Source organism: Microbacterium bandirmense (genome assembly GCF_037204185.1).
In the GTDB taxonomy this organism is placed as follows: domain Bacteria; phylum Actinomycetota; class Actinomycetes; order Actinomycetales; family Microbacteriaceae; genus Microbacterium; species Microbacterium bandirmense.
Map to the genome: position 1 here is coordinate 282,654 of NZ_JBBDGM010000002.1, position 15,624 is coordinate 298,277.

At 69.7% G+C, this 15,624-nt stretch carries 11 protein-coding genes and 1 tRNA gene; 9 read left to right on the top strand and 3 right to left on the bottom strand.

Annotated elements, in window-relative coordinates; genetic code table 11:
• Positions 1-659: 659 nt before the first annotated feature.
• A complete protein-coding gene (locus WDU99_RS03415) occupies positions 660-2,111 on the bottom strand; it encodes a zinc-dependent metalloprotease (protein WP_337331031.1) in 1,452 nt (483 codons plus the stop codon).
• Between the two features lie 120 nt (positions 2,112-2,231).
• On the opposite strand from WDU99_RS03415, the gene WDU99_RS03420 reads away from it, so the two are divergent.
• The 5 genes from WDU99_RS03420 (at position 2,232) to WDU99_RS03440 (ending at position 7,643) form a co-directional block, all read left to right on the top strand.
• Positions 2,232-3,320, top strand: a complete 1,089-nt coding sequence (locus WDU99_RS03420) for a YlbL family protein (RefSeq protein WP_337331032.1) — start codon at positions 2,232-2,234, stop codon at positions 3,318-3,320.
• 61 nt (positions 3,321-3,381) lie between these two features.
• A complete protein-coding gene (locus WDU99_RS03425) occupies positions 3,382-6,306 on the top strand; it encodes a UPF0182 family membrane protein (RefSeq protein WP_337331033.1) in 2,925 nt (974 codons plus the stop codon).
• Positions 6,307-6,384: 78 nt separating this feature from the next.
• Positions 6,385-6,618, top strand: a complete 234-nt coding sequence (locus WDU99_RS03430) for a DUF1918 domain-containing protein (RefSeq protein ID WP_337331034.1) — start codon at positions 6,385-6,387, stop codon at positions 6,616-6,618.
• Positions 6,619-6,673: 55 nt separating this feature from the next.
• A tRNA-Met gene (locus WDU99_RS03435) sits at positions 6,674-6,750 on the top strand.
• Positions 6,751-6,836: 86 nt separating this feature from the next.
• A complete protein-coding gene (locus tag WDU99_RS03440) occupies positions 6,837-7,643 on the top strand; it encodes a carbon-nitrogen hydrolase family protein (protein ID WP_337331035.1) in 807 nt (268 codons plus the stop codon).
• A 12-nt stretch (positions 7,644-7,655) separates the two neighbouring features.
• On the opposite strand, the gene WDU99_RS03445 is transcribed toward WDU99_RS03440, so the two are convergent.
• Complete coding sequence (locus WDU99_RS03445; protein WP_337331036.1) at positions 7,656-8,858, bottom strand: pyridoxal phosphate-dependent aminotransferase; 1,203 nt, start codon at positions 8,856-8,858, stop codon at positions 7,656-7,658.
• A 97-nt stretch (positions 8,859-8,955) separates the two neighbouring features.
• On the opposite strand from WDU99_RS03445, the gene WDU99_RS03450 reads away from it, so the two are divergent.
• Genes WDU99_RS03450 through WDU99_RS03460 form a run of 3 tightly spaced genes read left to right on the top strand, consistent with a single transcriptional unit; the run spans position 8,956 to position 13,227 of the window.
• A complete protein-coding gene (locus WDU99_RS03450) occupies positions 8,956-10,491 on the top strand; it encodes a S1C family serine protease (protein ID WP_337331037.1) in 1,536 nt (511 codons plus the stop codon).
• Positions 10,492-10,540: 49 nt separating this feature from the next.
• On the top strand, positions 10,541-11,794 hold the full coding sequence (locus WDU99_RS03455) for a CDP-glycerol glycerophosphotransferase family protein (protein ID WP_337331038.1): 1,254 nt from the start codon (positions 10,541-10,543) through the stop codon (positions 11,792-11,794).
• A complete protein-coding gene (locus WDU99_RS03460; protein WP_337331039.1) occupies positions 11,791-13,227 on the top strand; it encodes a CDP-glycerol glycerophosphotransferase family protein in 1,437 nt (478 codons plus the stop codon). Before WDU99_RS03455 ends, WDU99_RS03460 begins: the two co-directional genes overlap by 4 nt.
• Before the next feature lie 9 nt (positions 13,228-13,236).
• Here the strand turns inward: WDU99_RS03460 and WDU99_RS03465 are convergent, their stop codons facing one another.
• Positions 13,237-14,301 (bottom strand): glycosyltransferase family 2 protein, encoded by a 1,065-nt coding sequence (locus WDU99_RS03465; RefSeq protein ID WP_337331040.1) that lies wholly within the window; start codon positions 14,299-14,301, stop codon positions 13,237-13,239.
• A 72-nt stretch (positions 14,302-14,373) separates the two neighbouring features.
• On the opposite strand from WDU99_RS03465, the gene WDU99_RS03470 reads away from it, so the two are divergent.
• Positions 14,374-15,603 (top strand): CDP-glycerol glycerophosphotransferase family protein, encoded by a 1,230-nt coding sequence (locus tag WDU99_RS03470; protein WP_337331041.1) that lies wholly within the window; start codon positions 14,374-14,376, stop codon positions 15,601-15,603.
• Positions 15,604-15,624 lie beyond the last annotated feature (21 nt).

The following is a 15,624-nucleotide window of genomic DNA, read 5'->3' on the forward strand; positions in this document are numbered from 1 at the left end:
GCGCAGGTAGGGCGCGAGCTGCAGGGCGGCGGCCGCACCGCCGACCACGACCACCGCGACAGCATCGGCGGTGCCGCGCGGGGCGTCGTCGATCCCCTCATCCTCGAGTGCCTGGCGAAGGCGCTCGACGACCCGGCCGTCGGGGATGTTCAGATCGTCGATCCACACCGGTGGCGCGGTGGGCGAGTCGCGCAGCAGCACAGGCCGCAGAGTCTCGAGCATCCGTCGCGCCGCCGCGCGGGGCGCGCCGACGCCGTGCGCGACGAGATCGAACGAGCCATGTCGGATGCCCGTGCGCAGGTGCTGCAGCAGCGGTTCGACCCACGGCTCGTCGATGGACACCCGTACAGCGCCCTCCAGGCCGAACTGCACGGTGTGCTCGTCACGCCACAGCAGGGGATACCGGGGGTCGAGGCGGGTGAGCGTCGGCGGGATGAGGGGACTCATGCCCCCGATTCTCACCGCGCGCGACCCCTCGTGGGGTGCCGTCGCGCGATCTGTGGATGAATCGGGACGCCCGCGCACTTGTGGACAACGACGCGAGTTCCCCTCTCTCACGCCGACGCCCCCTCTGATCGTCGACGCCCCCACTCAGTTGCGCGAACGAGAGGGGGCGTGGACGGCCTGAGGGGGCCTCGGCGGGGGTGGGGGATCAGAGATCAGACGGGGCGGTCTCCGTCGGGACGTGAATCGTCGTCGGAGGGCTCGTCGTCGGAGGACTCGTCATCAGAGGGTGCGTCGCTGGGGGAGTCGTCCTCAGTGTCAGCGTCGTCGGGCGACTCGCTGAAGTCGTCGCCGTCGAGCAGGCGCGCGAGCGCCTCGTCGAACTCGTCCGCCGCCGGCGCCTCGCCGCGCTGCACGGCCTGGAGCCGCTCGATCAGCGCTGACGGGTCGTCAATGTCGGACGACTGCGGCATGATGTCGGGGTAATCCCACAGGGCGTCACGCGCTGCGATGCCGACCGCATCGGTCACGGCGCGCCACATCGCCGATGCCTCACGCAGCCGGCGCGGTCGCAGCTTGAGCCCGACAAGAGCGCCCAGGGCGTCTTCGGCCGGACCGCCGACCGCACGACGTCGCCGTGCCGCCTCGGCCAGGCGCACGCCGTCGGGCAGCCGCGCGATCGCCTGCTCGGTGACGACGTCGACCCAGCCGTCGATCGTGGCGATCAGATTCTCGAGCCTGGTCAGTGCCTCACGCTGCGTGTCGGTCTGCGCCGGGAGCAGTGCGCCGCCCTCGATCGCCGCGCGCAGCTCCTCCGGGTTCGACGGATCCAGGCGCGAGGCGACGTCCTCGAGGGCTTCGATGTCGACGGTCACGCCGCGTGCGAACTCGGTGATCTGCGAGAGCACGTGCAGGTGCAGCCACTTGGCATGGCGGTACAGGCGGGCGTAGGCCAGTTCGCGCACCGCGAGGTACAGGGCGATCTGGTCTTCGGGCACCTCGAGGCCCTCGCCGAACGCGGCGATGTTCTGTGGGATCACGGCGGCGGTGCCGGCCGGCAGCACCGGAATGCCGACGTCGCCGCCCGAGACGACCTCGAGCGAGAGGCGACCGAGCACCTGACCGAACTGCGCGGCGAACAGCGATCCGCCCAGGCCGCGCATCAGCTGCCCCGCGCCCTGCACCATTCCCTGCATGTCTTCGGGCACCTGCGTCTCGAGGGCATCGGTCAGCGCATCGGCGATCGACGTCGAGACAGGGGAGGCGATCTCCTTCCACACCGGAAGGGTGCGCTCGACCCACTCGCCGCGCGTCATCGCCTGCGGTGTCGACCCGAGATCCGAGATCGTGGTGGCCTCGCTCAGCCACAGATTCGCCAGACCGAAGGCCTCGGCCAGCGACGAGCGCGAGCCGGAGGTGATGCCCTGACCATCGCGATTGGCGATGTGCAGAGCCTGTCGCTCGGCGCCCTGCCACGGGTCGCCGCCGAACATGCCCTGCATCTGGGACATGAAGCCGGCCATCTGGGCGGGATCGATCTGCATGCCGCCGGGGCCACCCATGTTCGAGAGGGCGTCGCGGAGCGCGTCGGGATCGATGTCGCCGCCCGACATCATGCGGCGGAGCATCTCTTCGAAGTCCGATGGATCCCGGTCGTCATCTGCCATGCGGATCGCCCTTTCAGCATGCCCCTAGCGTGTGAGTTCTACGCTAGTCATACGATCCTGTGCTCGGACCCTGAGGGCTCGGATCCCTGTACGCCGCTCGCGAACGCCCCCGGAGGTCCTGTGTCATCACGCCGCACGAACGGCACCGTCACGGGCGTGGTCGCGCTGAGCGTCGCGCTGGTGGCGCTGGTCGGACTCACCTTCATGCCGACGCAGTACGTGATCCAGCGTCCGGGCCCGATCTACGACACCCTCGGCACGGCGCTCAGCGCCGACGGCGAGGAGGTGCCGCTGATCGAGGTCGACGGCGCACCCACCTACGCGACCGGCGGCACCCTCGACCTCACGACGCTGCAGGTCGTCGGCAACCGCGAGCGCACCCCCACCTGGTTCGAACTCGCACTGGCGTGGTTCGACCCGTCGCGGGCGGTCGTGCCACTGGACACCTACTTCCCCGAAGGGGTCACCTCCGAGCAGCGCGACAACCGCAACGCCGAGCTCATGGTCGACTCCCAGCACGAGGCGACCGCGGCGGCGCTGAAGGAGCTCGGCTACGACGTCGGCGCCGAAGTCAAGGTCATCGAGCCCATCGAGGACACCCCGGCCGACGGCGTGCTCGAGGCGGGCGACACGGTTCTCTCGGTCGACGGCATCGCCGTCGATTCGGCGAGCATGCTGCGCGACGAGATCCAGAAGCTCGGCGGCGAAGACATCGAGCTGGTCATCGAGCGCGATGGCGAGGAGAAGGAGCTCACGCTCACTCCGGAGGAGACGACGGATGCCGCGGGCGAGCCGTTCTGGCTGATCGGCATCTCGCTGACGACCGACTACGACTTCCCCGTCGACGTGCGCCTGCAGCTCGACAACGTCGGCGGGCCCAGCGCCGGCATGATGTTCGCGCTCGGGATCATCGACACCATGACGCCGGGCAAGCTCAACGGCGGCGAGAACGTCGCGGGGACCGGCACCATCGAGGCCTCCGGCGCCGTGGGGCCGATCGGGGGCATCCGACAGAAGCTGTTCGGCGCGCGCGACGGCGGCGCCACCGTCTTCCTCGCCCCCGAGAGCAACTGCGACGAGGTGGTCGGACACGTGCCGGCCGGTCTGGACGTGTACAGCACGTCGACGCTCGAGCAGTCGCTGGAGATCCTCGAGGTGATCGCCGACGGCGGCGACACCTCGGACCTGCCCGTGTGCGCGACCTCCTGACCCTGTCCGCGCTGAGCGTACTCGCGGCCGCCGCATAGGAGCGCCTGCCTAGGATGGTCTGGTGACCACCACCTCAGCGCCCCCGCCGGCCACACCCAGCACTTCACGCCGAATCATCGTGATCTCGGTGGCGGTGATCGCCGCCCTGATCGCGGGCTTCTTCGTCTTCGCCTCGTTGTACACCGAGTTCCTCTGGTTCGACCAGCTCGACTTCGCCTCGGTGCTGACGACGCAGTGGATCGCCACGGCGACGATGTTCGTCATCGGTTTCCTCGGGATGGCGGTGCCGATCTTCCTGTGCATCCAGCTGGCGTACCGCCTGCGGCCGGTGTATGTGCGGCTCAGCTCGCAGCTCGACCGCTATCAGGAGGTCATCGAGCCGCTGCGGCGCCTGGCCATGTGGGGTCTGCCGGTGTTCTTCGGCGTGTTCGCCGGGTTCGCCGCCGCGGGCAACTGGGAGACCGTGTGGCTGTGGGCCAACGGCGTCACGACCGACACGCTCGACCCGCAGTTCGGCGTCGACACCGGGTTCTACCTGTTCGCGATGCCGTTCTACTCGATGCTGCTCGCCTTCGTCTCAGCGGTGCTGCTGCTCAGCCTGGTGATCACCGCGCTGGTGTCGTACCTGTACGGCTCGGTGCAGATCGGCCAGCGCGAGCTGCGCATCTCGAAGCCCGCCCGCATCCAGCTGGCCGTGCTCGCCGGCCTGTACCTGCTCGTGCAGGCGGTCAGCCTGTGGCTCGACCAGTATCTGACGCTCGTGCAGCAGGAGGGCCGCATCACCGGTGCCGCGTACACCGGCGTGAACGCCACCATCCCCGGTCTTGCGATCCTGTCGATCATCGCCGCGGTCGTCGCCGTGCTGTTCTTCGTCACCGCGATCATCGGACGCTGGCGCTTCCCGCTGGTGGGCACCGCGCTGCTCATCGTCGCCTCGCTCGTGGTCGGCGTCGGCTACCCGTGGGTGGTCACCACCTTCCAGGTCGCACCGAACGAGAACGCCTACCAGGCCGAGTTCTACGAGCGCAACATCGCGAGCACCAAGGAGGCGTACGGCGTCGCCGACATGGAGGTCACCTCCTTCGAGGCGACCACCGACACCGAACCCGGTCAGCTGCGTGAGGATGCCGAGACGACGGCGTCGGTGCGCATCATGGATCCGGCCGTAATCGGTCCCACGGTGCGTCAGCTCGAGCAGTACCGCCAGTACTACCAGTTCGCCCCCGAGCTCGACGTGGACCGCTACGAGATCGACGGTCAGATGCAGGACACCGTGGTGTCGGTGCGCGATCTCGACATGACGCGTCTCGGCGGCGGTGACAGCTGGAACAACCGTGCCGCGGTGTACACCCACGGATACGGCCTGGTCGCGATGGCCGGCAACCAGCGCACCGACGACGGTGAGCCCGTCTTCCTCGAGCGCGGCATCCCCACGCAGGGCGTGCTGACCGAGACGCAGGAGTACGAGCCCCGCGTGTACTTCGGCGAATCGTCGCCCGAATACTCGATCGTCGGGGCCCCAGAAGGCACCGACCCCGTCGAGATCGACTTCCCGCGTGGCCAGGACGGCGCGAGTGACACGAAGACGACCTTCGAAGGTGACGGCGGGCCGCGCATCGGCGACACCTTCCGCAAGCTGCTGTACGCGATGAAGTTCCAGTCGGAGCAGATCCTGTTCTCGAACCTGGTCAACGACGAGTCGCAGATCCTCTACGACCGCGACCCGAAGGAGCGCGTGCAGAAGGTCGCCCCGTACCTGACGCTCGACAACGACCCGTACCCCAGCGTCGTCGACGGCAAGATCGTCTGGATCGTCGACGGCTTCACGACGAGTGCGACCTACCCGTACTCCACGACCGTCAGCCTGCAGGACGCCATCGCGGATTCGCGCACCCCGGCATCCGTCGTCGCATTCGACAACATCAACTACATCCGCAACTCGGTCAAGGCCACCGTCGACGCGTACGACGGCTCGGTGACGCTCTACGCCTGGGACGAAGAGGATCCGATCCTCGAGGCGTGGCAGAACATCTACCCGACCACGGTCAAGCCGATCAGCGAGATGTCGGGCGAGCTGATGAGCCACGTGCGCTACCCGACCGACCTGTTCAAGGTGCAGCGCGACGTGCTCGGTGTGTACCACATCGACAACGCCAACGCCTTCGCGCAGGAGGTCAACCGCTGGCAGACGCCCGACGACCCGCGCGCGGAGAACCGACTGCAGCCGCCGTACTACCTGTCGATGCAGATGCCGGGGCAGGAGCAGCCGAGCTTCTCGATGTTCTCGACGTTCATTCCCGCCGCGCAGCAGGGTGAGAGCCGAGAGGTGCTGATGGGATACCTCGCCGTCGACTCGGATGCCGGCTCCGAGGCCGGCGTGAAGGCCGACAGCTACGGCACCCTGCGGTTGCTGGAGATCGACGCCGCCACCACGGTGCCCGGCCCCGGTCAGGTGCAGAACACCTTCGACTCGGACACCCAGATCGCCGACCAGCTCAACGTGCTGACGCTGGGTAACTCCGAGGTCAAGTACGGCAACCTGCTGACGCTTCCCGTCGGCGGTGGCCTGCTGTACGTGCAGCCGGTGTTCGTGCAGTCGTCGGAGGGCACCAAGCTGCCCAACCTGCGCAAGGTGCTGGTCGCGTTCGGCGACCGGGTCGCGTTCGAGAACACGCTGACCGAGGCGCTCGATGTGCTGTTCGGCGGCGATGCCGGTGCGACCGGAGGCGATGAGGACGTCACGCCGACGGATCCGGATGCCCCCACCGAACCGACCGAGCCGACCGAGCCCACCGATCCCGATGAGGGCAGCACGCCGACACCGCCGTCCGATGCGATGGCGGCGGCGATGGAGGATGCCCGCAATGCGCTCGCCGCGCGTGAGGCCGCGCTGAAGGCCGGCGACCTCGAGCAGTTCGCTGTCGAGGACAAGAAGCTGACGCGAGCAATCGAGCAGCTGCTGGCTCTGGAGGAGCAGGGACAGTAGCATCCGACCCGATCTCAGAGAGGTGGGCATCCCGCACGGGGTGCCCACCTCTTGCTGTTCGGCACGCCCCATCGCAGAATGAAGTCATCACGTCTGGAGGTGGTCGAGATGCAGATCGCAACCGGATCGCGGATCGTGATCCATGGCACGCGGGTGGGTGACGCGGAGCGGCACGGCGAAGTGCTCGAGGTGCGCGGCGACGACGGTGGTCCGCCGTATCTGGTGCGCTTCGATGACGGAGGCGAGTCGTTGATCTTCCCCGGACCGGATCTCGAGCTCGAGCACCGTGGGGACACGCCCGGCCCGTCGTGAGGGCCGGGCTCGATTGGCCCTGTGCTTCACCCGCGTGTTAGGCTGTTCTACGTGCCGCGGGGTGGAGCAGTTCGGTAGCTCGCCGGGCTCATAACCCGGAGGTCGTAGGTTCAAATCCTGCCCCCGCAACCAAGAGAAGGCCCCTGATCGAAAGATCAGGGGCCTTCGGCTTTCCCGCTCACGATCCCGGGCAGGGTCGCTCGTGTCAGGATGGGCGCATGCCAGCATCCGCCCCGCTCGTCGCCGTCTGCCAGTTCGCGCCGGAGGCCGACCCCGTCGCGAACCGCGCGCGGGTCGCCGCGCTCGTCGCCGAGGCGGCGGGCCGGGGCGCTCGTGTCGTGGTGCTGCCGGAGTACTCCGGGTACTTCGTGAACCCCTTCGATGAGACGCTCACCGCACACGCGGAGACGCTCGACGGCGCCTTCGTCGCCGCGCTGCGCGCCTCGGCGACCGAGCACGGGGTGGTCGTCGTCGCCGGGATGCTGGAACCGGCGGACGCGAATCGCGTGCACAACACCCTCGTCGCGGTGTCGGATGCCGGTGTGCTGGCCGTCTACCGCAAGCAGCACCTGTACGACGCCTTCGGGCAGAAGGAGTCCGACTGGGTCGCCCCAGGAGACCTGGGGGAGGCGGCCGTGTTCGAGCTGGACGGTCTGCGCTTCGGCCTGATGACCTGTTACGACCTGCGCTTCCCCGAGGTGGGCCGCACGCTGGCGGATGCCGGGGTCGACGCGATGGTCGTGCCGGCCGAGTGGGTGCGCGGCCCGCTCAAGGAGCACCACTGGACAGCGCTGCTGACAACACGCGCGATCGAGAACACCGCGTACGTCATCGCGGCTGATCACCCCGGCCCGATCGGTGTCGGCCTGTCACAGGTGATCGACCCGCAGGGCGTGGTGGTGGCGGGCGTGAGCTCTGGGGAGGGCATCGCCCTGGCATCCGTCGACGCCGACCTGATCGCCCGCACCCGCGAGACGAACCCGGCACTCGCCCTGCGGCGCTACCGGGTGGTGCCTGTCCACTGACCGTTTTCCTGGTCAGTCGTGCAGGGATGCCAGGCGCCGGGCGGCCTCTTCGATCACCTCGGTGCGCTTGCAGGCGGCGAACCGCACGAGGCCGGCGTACGCGTCCTGGCTGCCGGGAGACACGAACGCGCTGATCGGGATCGCCACGACACCGGCGCGCTCGGGAAGCGCGCGGCAGAATGCCGCAGCGTCCGTCCCGCCCAGGGTGGTCGCGTCGGCGACCGTGAAGTAGCCGCCCTGCGGCGCGTGCACCGCGAAGCCCGCCGAGCTCAGCGCCGCGCTCAGCAGCGCCTGCCGGGCGCGCAGGTCATCTCGGATGCCCGTGAAGAAGGCATCCGGCAGACCCAGCCCCACCGCGATCGCGGGCTGGAAGGGCGCACCACCCGAATAGGTCAGATACTGCTTGACCGTCAGCACCGCGGTGATCAGCGCCGCGGGCCCGTGCACCCAGCCGACCTTCCACCCGGTGACCGAGAACGTCTTGCCGGCCGACGAGATCGTCAGCGTGCGCTCGGCGGCCCCGGGCAGCGTCGCGATGGGCACATGGCCGGCGTCGAACGCGAGATGCTCGTACACCTCGTCGGTCACGATCACCGCGTCGTGCGCGTGCGCCAGGCGCACGATCTCGGTCTGCAGCTGCGGCGAGAAGACTGCACCGGTCGGATTGTGCGGGTCGTTCACCAGGATGATCCGCGTGCGGTCGGTGACGGCGGCGGCGAGCTCGTCGAGGTCGGGCTGGAAGCCGGGCGCGCGCAGCGGCACGGTGCGCAACCGGGCACCCGCCAGGGCGACGGCGGCAGCGTAGGAGTCGTAATACGGCTCGAAGACGACCACCTCGTCGTCGGGGCCGTCGATCAGGGCGAGCAGCGTCGCACTGAGTGCCTCGGTGGCACCGGCGGTGACGAGCACCTCGGTGTCGGGGTCGACGTCCAGGCCGTAGAACCGCCGCTGATGCGCGCTGATCGCCGCGCGCAGCTCGGGAGCTCCGCGGCCGGGCGGATACTGATTGGCGCCTGCCGCGATCGCGTCGCGGGCCGCGCTGAGCACCTCGCCGGGGCCGTCTTCGTCGGGGAAGCCCTGACCGAGATTGATCGCGCCGGTTCTCACCGCAAGCGCCGACATCTCTGCGAAGATGGTGGGCGCCACCTCGCCCTTCGGGGAGAGCAGGCCCGCCCCCGCGGCCGTCCGTCGCCATGCACCGGGAATGACATCCATGCAGAACAGGCTAAGACCATAGGGGACATCCATCGTCGCCATACCAAACGCACAGACTCGATTGTCACGCTGATAGGGCGTTGTGAAGGAGCAGATGATGAACGACAACAACAACCACGGCGAGGCTTCGAACCCCGAGGTGCCGAATGTCGGTGCGACCCCGACGCCCCAGAACCACGAGCAGGCCGGCGGGCACAGCATCCCCCCGACCTTCGGCTCGCACCAGCAGCCCCAGGGCTGGCAGCCGCCGTACGGCGCTCCATCGGGCGCCGCACCGCAGGCGGGCGGGGCCCCGCAGGCGGGCCCGCAGACGGGTGCGGCGTTCGGCATGGCCCCGCAGGCTCCGCACGGCCCGCAGGGCTATGCGGGCACCCAGCCCGTGACTGAGCTGCGGGGCGCCTCCACCGCCGAGCCTCGCAAGGGCGGTGGCACGGTCAAGATCGCCGGCCTGCTGCTCGCCGCCGCGATCGTCGGCGGCGTCGCCGGATTCGGCGGCAGTGCGCTCGGATCGGCCGTGCTCAACCAGCCGGTCTCGCAGTCGGCATCCGGACCCGAGACGGTCACCGTCAACAACCCCGGATCCGTCAACGAGACCACCGCGATCGCCACGCAGGTGCTGCCGTCCGTCGTCACGATCGAGGTCGCCGGGCAGCAGGAGGGCGGCAGCGGATCCGGCGTGGTCCTCGACAAGGAGGGTCACGTGCTTACTAATGCCCACGTCGCCACTCTCGGCGGCGCCGCCGCCGATCCGACGATCAGGGTGACCACCTCCGACGGACGCATCTACTCGGCGACCATCGTCGGCACCGACCCGATCTACGACCTCGCGGTGCTCAAGCTCGAGGGTGCAGAGGACCTCACGCCGATCGAGTTCGCCGACTCGGGCAAGCTCAACGTCGGTGACACGGCCGTCGCGGTCGGTGCACCGCTGGGCCTGTCGAACTCGGTGACCACCGGCATCGTCAGCGCGCTCAACCGCAGCATCCAGGTCGCATCGTCGGCAATCCCCGACAATGCACCCGACTCCGAGCAGGCTCCCGGTGAAGGTTCCGAGGGCGAGGACTCCGAGGGCGGGCCGTTCCAGTTCGACATCCCGGGTCTCGGCGCCCAGCAGGCGCAGCAGTCCATCTCGATCGCCGTCATCCAGACCGACGCCGCCATCAACCCCGGCAACTCCGGTGGCGCGCTCGTCGACAGCAAGGGACGCCTGATCGGCATCAACGTCGCCATCGCCACAGCGGGCAACTCCTCGCAGGGCGGGGAGTCGGGTTCGATCGGGCTCGGCTTCGCGATCCCGTCGGACATCGCGCAGCGTGTCGCCGGCGAGCTCATCGAAGACGGCGAGGCAACGCACGGTCTGCTCGGTGCGACGGTGCGCGACGCATCCACCGTGGAAGGCGCTGCGGTCGCCGGCGCGGTGATCGTGGAGCCGACGCCGGGCGGTGCGGCGCAGGAGGCCGACCTGCGCGCGGGAGACATCGTCACCCAGTTCAACGGCGCCCCCATCACCAGCGCCAGCGATCTGACCGCGCAGGTGCGCGCGGCGGCCGCCGGCAGCACCGCCGAGCTCACCTACGTCCGCTCCGGCAAGACATACACCGCCGAGGTCACGCTGGGCGAATTGGCCCTCTGAGCCCGATTCGCTCTCAGGACAGGACGCCACCCCGCGATAGGCTCGCGGGGTGGCGTCCTTCTCGTTCGGAACCGGCAATGCGGCCAAACTGCTCCGATTGCCGTTGTATGCCGCAGGGCGCATAGGCACGCTCATCGTGCCGCGCGGCGACACGTGGGTGTTCGGCTGCGGCGCCGGAATCGGCGACGGAGCGCTCGCGATGTACCGCGAGGCATCGGATGCCGGACACCGCACCCTCTGGCTGGTGGGTTCCGATCGCGAGCAGGCCGATGCGCAGGCGCTCGGCATCCGCACGCGCCGCCGTGACGGACTGCGGGGCTGGTGGGCGACCGCCCGCGCCCGCGTGCTCGTGGTCACGCACGGACTGGGGGATGTGAACCGTTACGGCAGCAGCGACGGGTTCGTGGTGCAGCTGTGGCACGGCATCCCGCTCAAGCGGATCGGCCTCGACTCGCCGGTGACCGCGCAGGTTCCCCGCGGACTGCCCGGAGCCGGCATCCTGCGCCGCCTGCTCACCGCGCTCTACCGGGGTGCGGCGCAGCGCATCCGCGTGCTGCCGGCCGCCTCGCACCGCTCGCGCGGGCGCCTCGAATCGGCGTTCGGGCTGGGTGACGACCGCGTGGTCGTCACCGGTGAGCCGCGCGTCGACGTGCTCTCCACCGGCACCGCCGAGCAGCGCGTCGCCCGCGCGACCACCCTGCTCACGCGAACCGGCCCCCTGCTTTCCGACCAGAGCGCGCTGCTGTACGCCCCCACCTGGCGCGACGGCGCCGTCGACCCTGCCGTGCCGACCGCGGAGCAGTGGGTGCGGATCGTGCGACTGCTCGAGCAGCACGACGCCGTGCTGTTCATCCGCTCGCATCCGCTCGGCGAGGGAGCCTACGCACCGCCGTGGTCGAGTGGACGGGTGCGGATGCTGAACGCCGAGCTGCTGCCCGACGCCACTCCCGCGCTGCCGCGCATCGATGTGCTCATCACCGACTACTCGTCGATGGCGTACGACGTCGGACTGCTGGCGATGCCGGTGGTGTACCTCGCCCCGGATGTGGCCGAGTACGGCCGCGAACGCGGGTTCTACGGGCGCTATGAGGATGTGGCCGGCGCCGATTACGCGCACGACTGGGAAGCCGCGATCGACCGCATCGACGAGGTGCTCGGCGATCAGGGCGCGTACGCGGCGGCATCCGACCGCTCCGCCGCGCTCAGCGCGCACATGCACGCATTCCGTGACGGGCGCAACGCCCGGCGGGTGTACCAGGCCATCCGCGCGCGGGGCATCCCCGCGCCGAAGGGAGCACGATGACGACCGTTCGAATCGATGAGGAAGCGCAGACGCTGATCATCGCCGGAACCGGAGCGCGCCCGGCATCGGCCCGCCTCGATGGGCCGCGTGCCCGCGTCGCGGCGCGGCTCACCGGCGGAGGCAAGACCTGGAAGGCGACCTTCCCACTGCGCACCGCACGCTGGGGCGGTGCGGAGTTGCCGCTGCCGTCGGGCACCTACACCCTGAGCATCGACGACGTCGCACTGGACGAGCTCGAAGCGGAGCCCGTGCTGCTGCCGTCGCTGCGCATCGCGGTGCACGGATCCGAGGTGACGGTCGCCGCGCCGATCGCGCCCATCTACGAGACGCCCGAGGGGCAGCGCACGCTCGAGGAGCGCTACGCCTCGCAGATCGGCGCGGGCGAGAACGCGGTGTTCTTCGAGAGCTTCTACGGGCAGACCTCCGGATGCAACCCGCGCGCGATCGACCGGGTGCTCGCCGAGCGCGCGCCCGCGGTCACCCGGTACTGGAGCGTCACCGATCTGTCCGTGGAGGTGCCCGAGGGTGCTGTCGCCGTGGTCGAGGGCGGGCCGGAGTGGTGGCGGGCGCGCGCAGAGAGCCGGATGCTGATCGTCAACGACTGGCTGCGCAGGCGCTTCGTGCGCAAGCCCGGCCAGCGGGTGCTGCAGACCTGGCACGGCACGCCGCTCAAGCGTCTCGCCCTGCACAGGCCCGGCTTCGACCCGCGCCGGATGGCCGCTGTCATCAAGGAGTCCCGCCGCTGGGACGTGCTGCTGGCACAGAACGTGTACGCCTCGCGCATCCTGAAGAAGGCCTACGCGTTCTTCGGCAAGCCGATCTGGGTCGAGGGCTACCCGCGCAACGATCTGCTCACCGGCGGCGACCCGGCACCGATCCGCGAGGCGCTGGGCATCGCGCCCGACGAGCGTGTGCTGCTGTACGCGCCGACCTGGCGCGACGACCGCAGCGAGATGGTCGACTTCATCGATCCGCAGCAGCTCGCCGCCGAAACCGAGTCGGTCGTTCTGGTGCGCGGGCACTCTCGCACCCTCAAGCCCGGCAGAGATCACTCCGGCGCGCGGGTCATCGACGTGACCGGCTACCCCGAGACGGGGCGTCTGCTGCTGATCGCCGACGCGCTCATCACCGACTACTCCTCGGTGATGTTCGACTTCAGCGTGACGGGTCGGCCGATGTACTTCCTGGTACCCGACATGGCCCACTACCGCGGTGAGCTGCGCGGCTTCTACTTCGATCTCGCCGAGCGCGCGCCCGGGCCGCTGGTGCACTCACAGGACGAGCTCGTACGGGCGCTGGAGGACCCGGAGGTGCCGGAGGCATATCAGCGCCGCTACGAGGCCTGGAAGGCGCAGTTCAACCGGCTCGACGACGGCGGCGCGGCCGAGCGCGTCGTCTCGCGGATCCTCGATCAGGGCTGGCTGACGGCTTAGGCAGCACGCCTAGGGCAGCGGGGTGTTGCGGTTGCCGAGCCGCGACGCATCGACCGTGTCGCCGGCGCCGCGCAGCACCCCGGTGAGGAAACCCAGTCCCCACGAGACGTGCATGGTCGGCAGCACCGCCATCGTCCACAGTCGATCGCGCAGCGTGCGGCGGCCCGACAGCGCGACCGCGACCACCAGCGCCGCATAGGCGATCAGCGGCAGGTACACGGCCGACGCCACGATGCTGAGCACACCGTGCAGCACACCGGTCAGCTGCAGCACACCGACGACCAGCGCCAGCGCCAGCACCAGCACGAGAGCCGGCGGGGCGAAGAAGCGCAGCCCGTTGCTGCGGCCGAAACGCCGCACCAGCTCGCCGCGCCACGCACCCGTCGCCCGGAACTGGCGCGCCAGTCGCCACCAGCTCTCCCGCGGCCAGTACGTCACCGACAGCTGCGGGTCGAACCACACCAGGTGCCCGGCCTCGCGGATGCGCAGGTTCAGCTCCCAGTCCTCGCCGCGACGGATCGATTCGTCGAACAGCCCCACCCGATCGAGCACCTCGCGGCGCATCACACCGAGGTACGCCGACTCGGCCTCGCCCTCGCGGTCGCTGCCGTGATAGGCGCCGCCGCCGAGGCCGACGGGGGAGTTGTACAGCCGCGCGACGGCACGCTGGAACGGGGTGCGCCCGTCGGCGCGCATCACCCCGCCGACGTTCGCGGCGCCGGTGCGCTCGAGCGTCTCAAGGGCGCGACGGGCGTAGCCGGGGGAGAGCTCGGAGTGCGCGTCGACGCGGATGACGGTCGGGTAGCGGCTCGCGCGGATCGCGGCGTTCAGGCCCACCGGGATGTGGGCGGCCGGATTCTGCACCAGGTGCACCCTGCCATCCTCTTCCGCGAGACGGTGCGCCAGCTCTGTGGTGCCATCGGTCGACGGACCGAGCGCCAGGACGAGCTCGGTGGGACCGTCGACGTCCTGCTCGAGCACCGACCGCACGGCATGCTCGAGATAGTCGCGCTCGTTGAGCACGGGCATGACGAAGGACACCCCTGCGGGCGTGGTCGGGTCGGTGTCAGGCACGTGTCGATCATGTCATGCGGTGGTCGAACCCGAATTCGGGCGGCGTGGAGGTTCGCTGGCTAGGGTCGCCGGATGCAGGCGATCAACGATGCGAAGAAGGCGTACCGTCTGCTGCGGCGCGCCTTCGCGACCAGGGCAGCTCGCGAGCGGGTGCGCAGGCGGCTGGCGACCCGCGAGGCGTTCCCTCCCGGTGTCTTCCGGGTCGCGGTGTACTTCGCCGACACCGATGTGAACATGTACCAGATCCGGCAGTGGTACGGGCCGCTGCAGCAGCTCAGCCGGCGCTTCCCCGTCGTCGTGCTCTCGCGCTCGCCGCTGGGTGCCGAGGCGCTGCTGCGCGATGATGCACTGCCCACCGTGTTCGCGCCCAGGATCGGCGACCTCGAGGACTTCCTCGCCGAGCAGCAGATCCGCATCGTGCTGTACGTGAACCAGAACACCCGCAACTTCCGCATGTTCCGGTACGGGCGGCGCTGGCACGTGTTCATCAACCACGGCGAGTCCGACAAGGTGTACATGGCGAGCAACCAGTACAAGGCCTACGACCACGCCTTCATCGCCGGTGAGGCCGCGCGCGACCGGCTCGCCGATGCCCTGTGGGACTACGACGTGGATCGACGCACGAGCATGATCGGACGCCCGCAGGCCGATCATCTGACCGGCGAGCCGCCCTACCCCCGCGATGACCGCACGGTCGTGCTGTACGCGCCGACCTGGGAGGGCGATCGGGCATCGATGAGCTACGGCTCGGTGCGCAGCCACGGGGAGACCCTCGTGCGGCAGCTGCTCGACTCGGGCCGGCACCGCGTGATCTACCGCCCTCACCCGCGCACCGGCGTGATGGACGATGCGTACCGGGCGGCGAACGACCGCATCGTCTCGATGATCTCAGCGGCCAACGCCGCCGACTCGACGGCGCAGCATGTGCACGATGACGGCCCCGACATCGGATGGCAGCTCACAGCATCCGACGTCGCGATCGTGGACGTGTCGGCGATGATCTACGACCGCCTCGCCACCGGCAAGCCGCTGCTGGTCACCCGCCCGGTCAGCGACGAGGCGCAGATCGACCGCTCCGGGTACCTCTCCGACTGCGAATGGCTGACCGCCGAAGCGGCGCACTACGTCGTGGCGGAGGTCGAGCGCGTGCGCGCCGACGAGGCGGCGGTGGCGCGACTGGCGCGGTGGTCGACACGATACTTCGGCGACACGAGCCCCGGGGCGGCCACCGCGCGGTTCGAGGCGGCCGTGCAGCGGCTGTCGGATGCCTGGGAGCAGTACGACGCCCGAGGGAGCGCATAGTCGGGCGCCGTATCCTGGAGG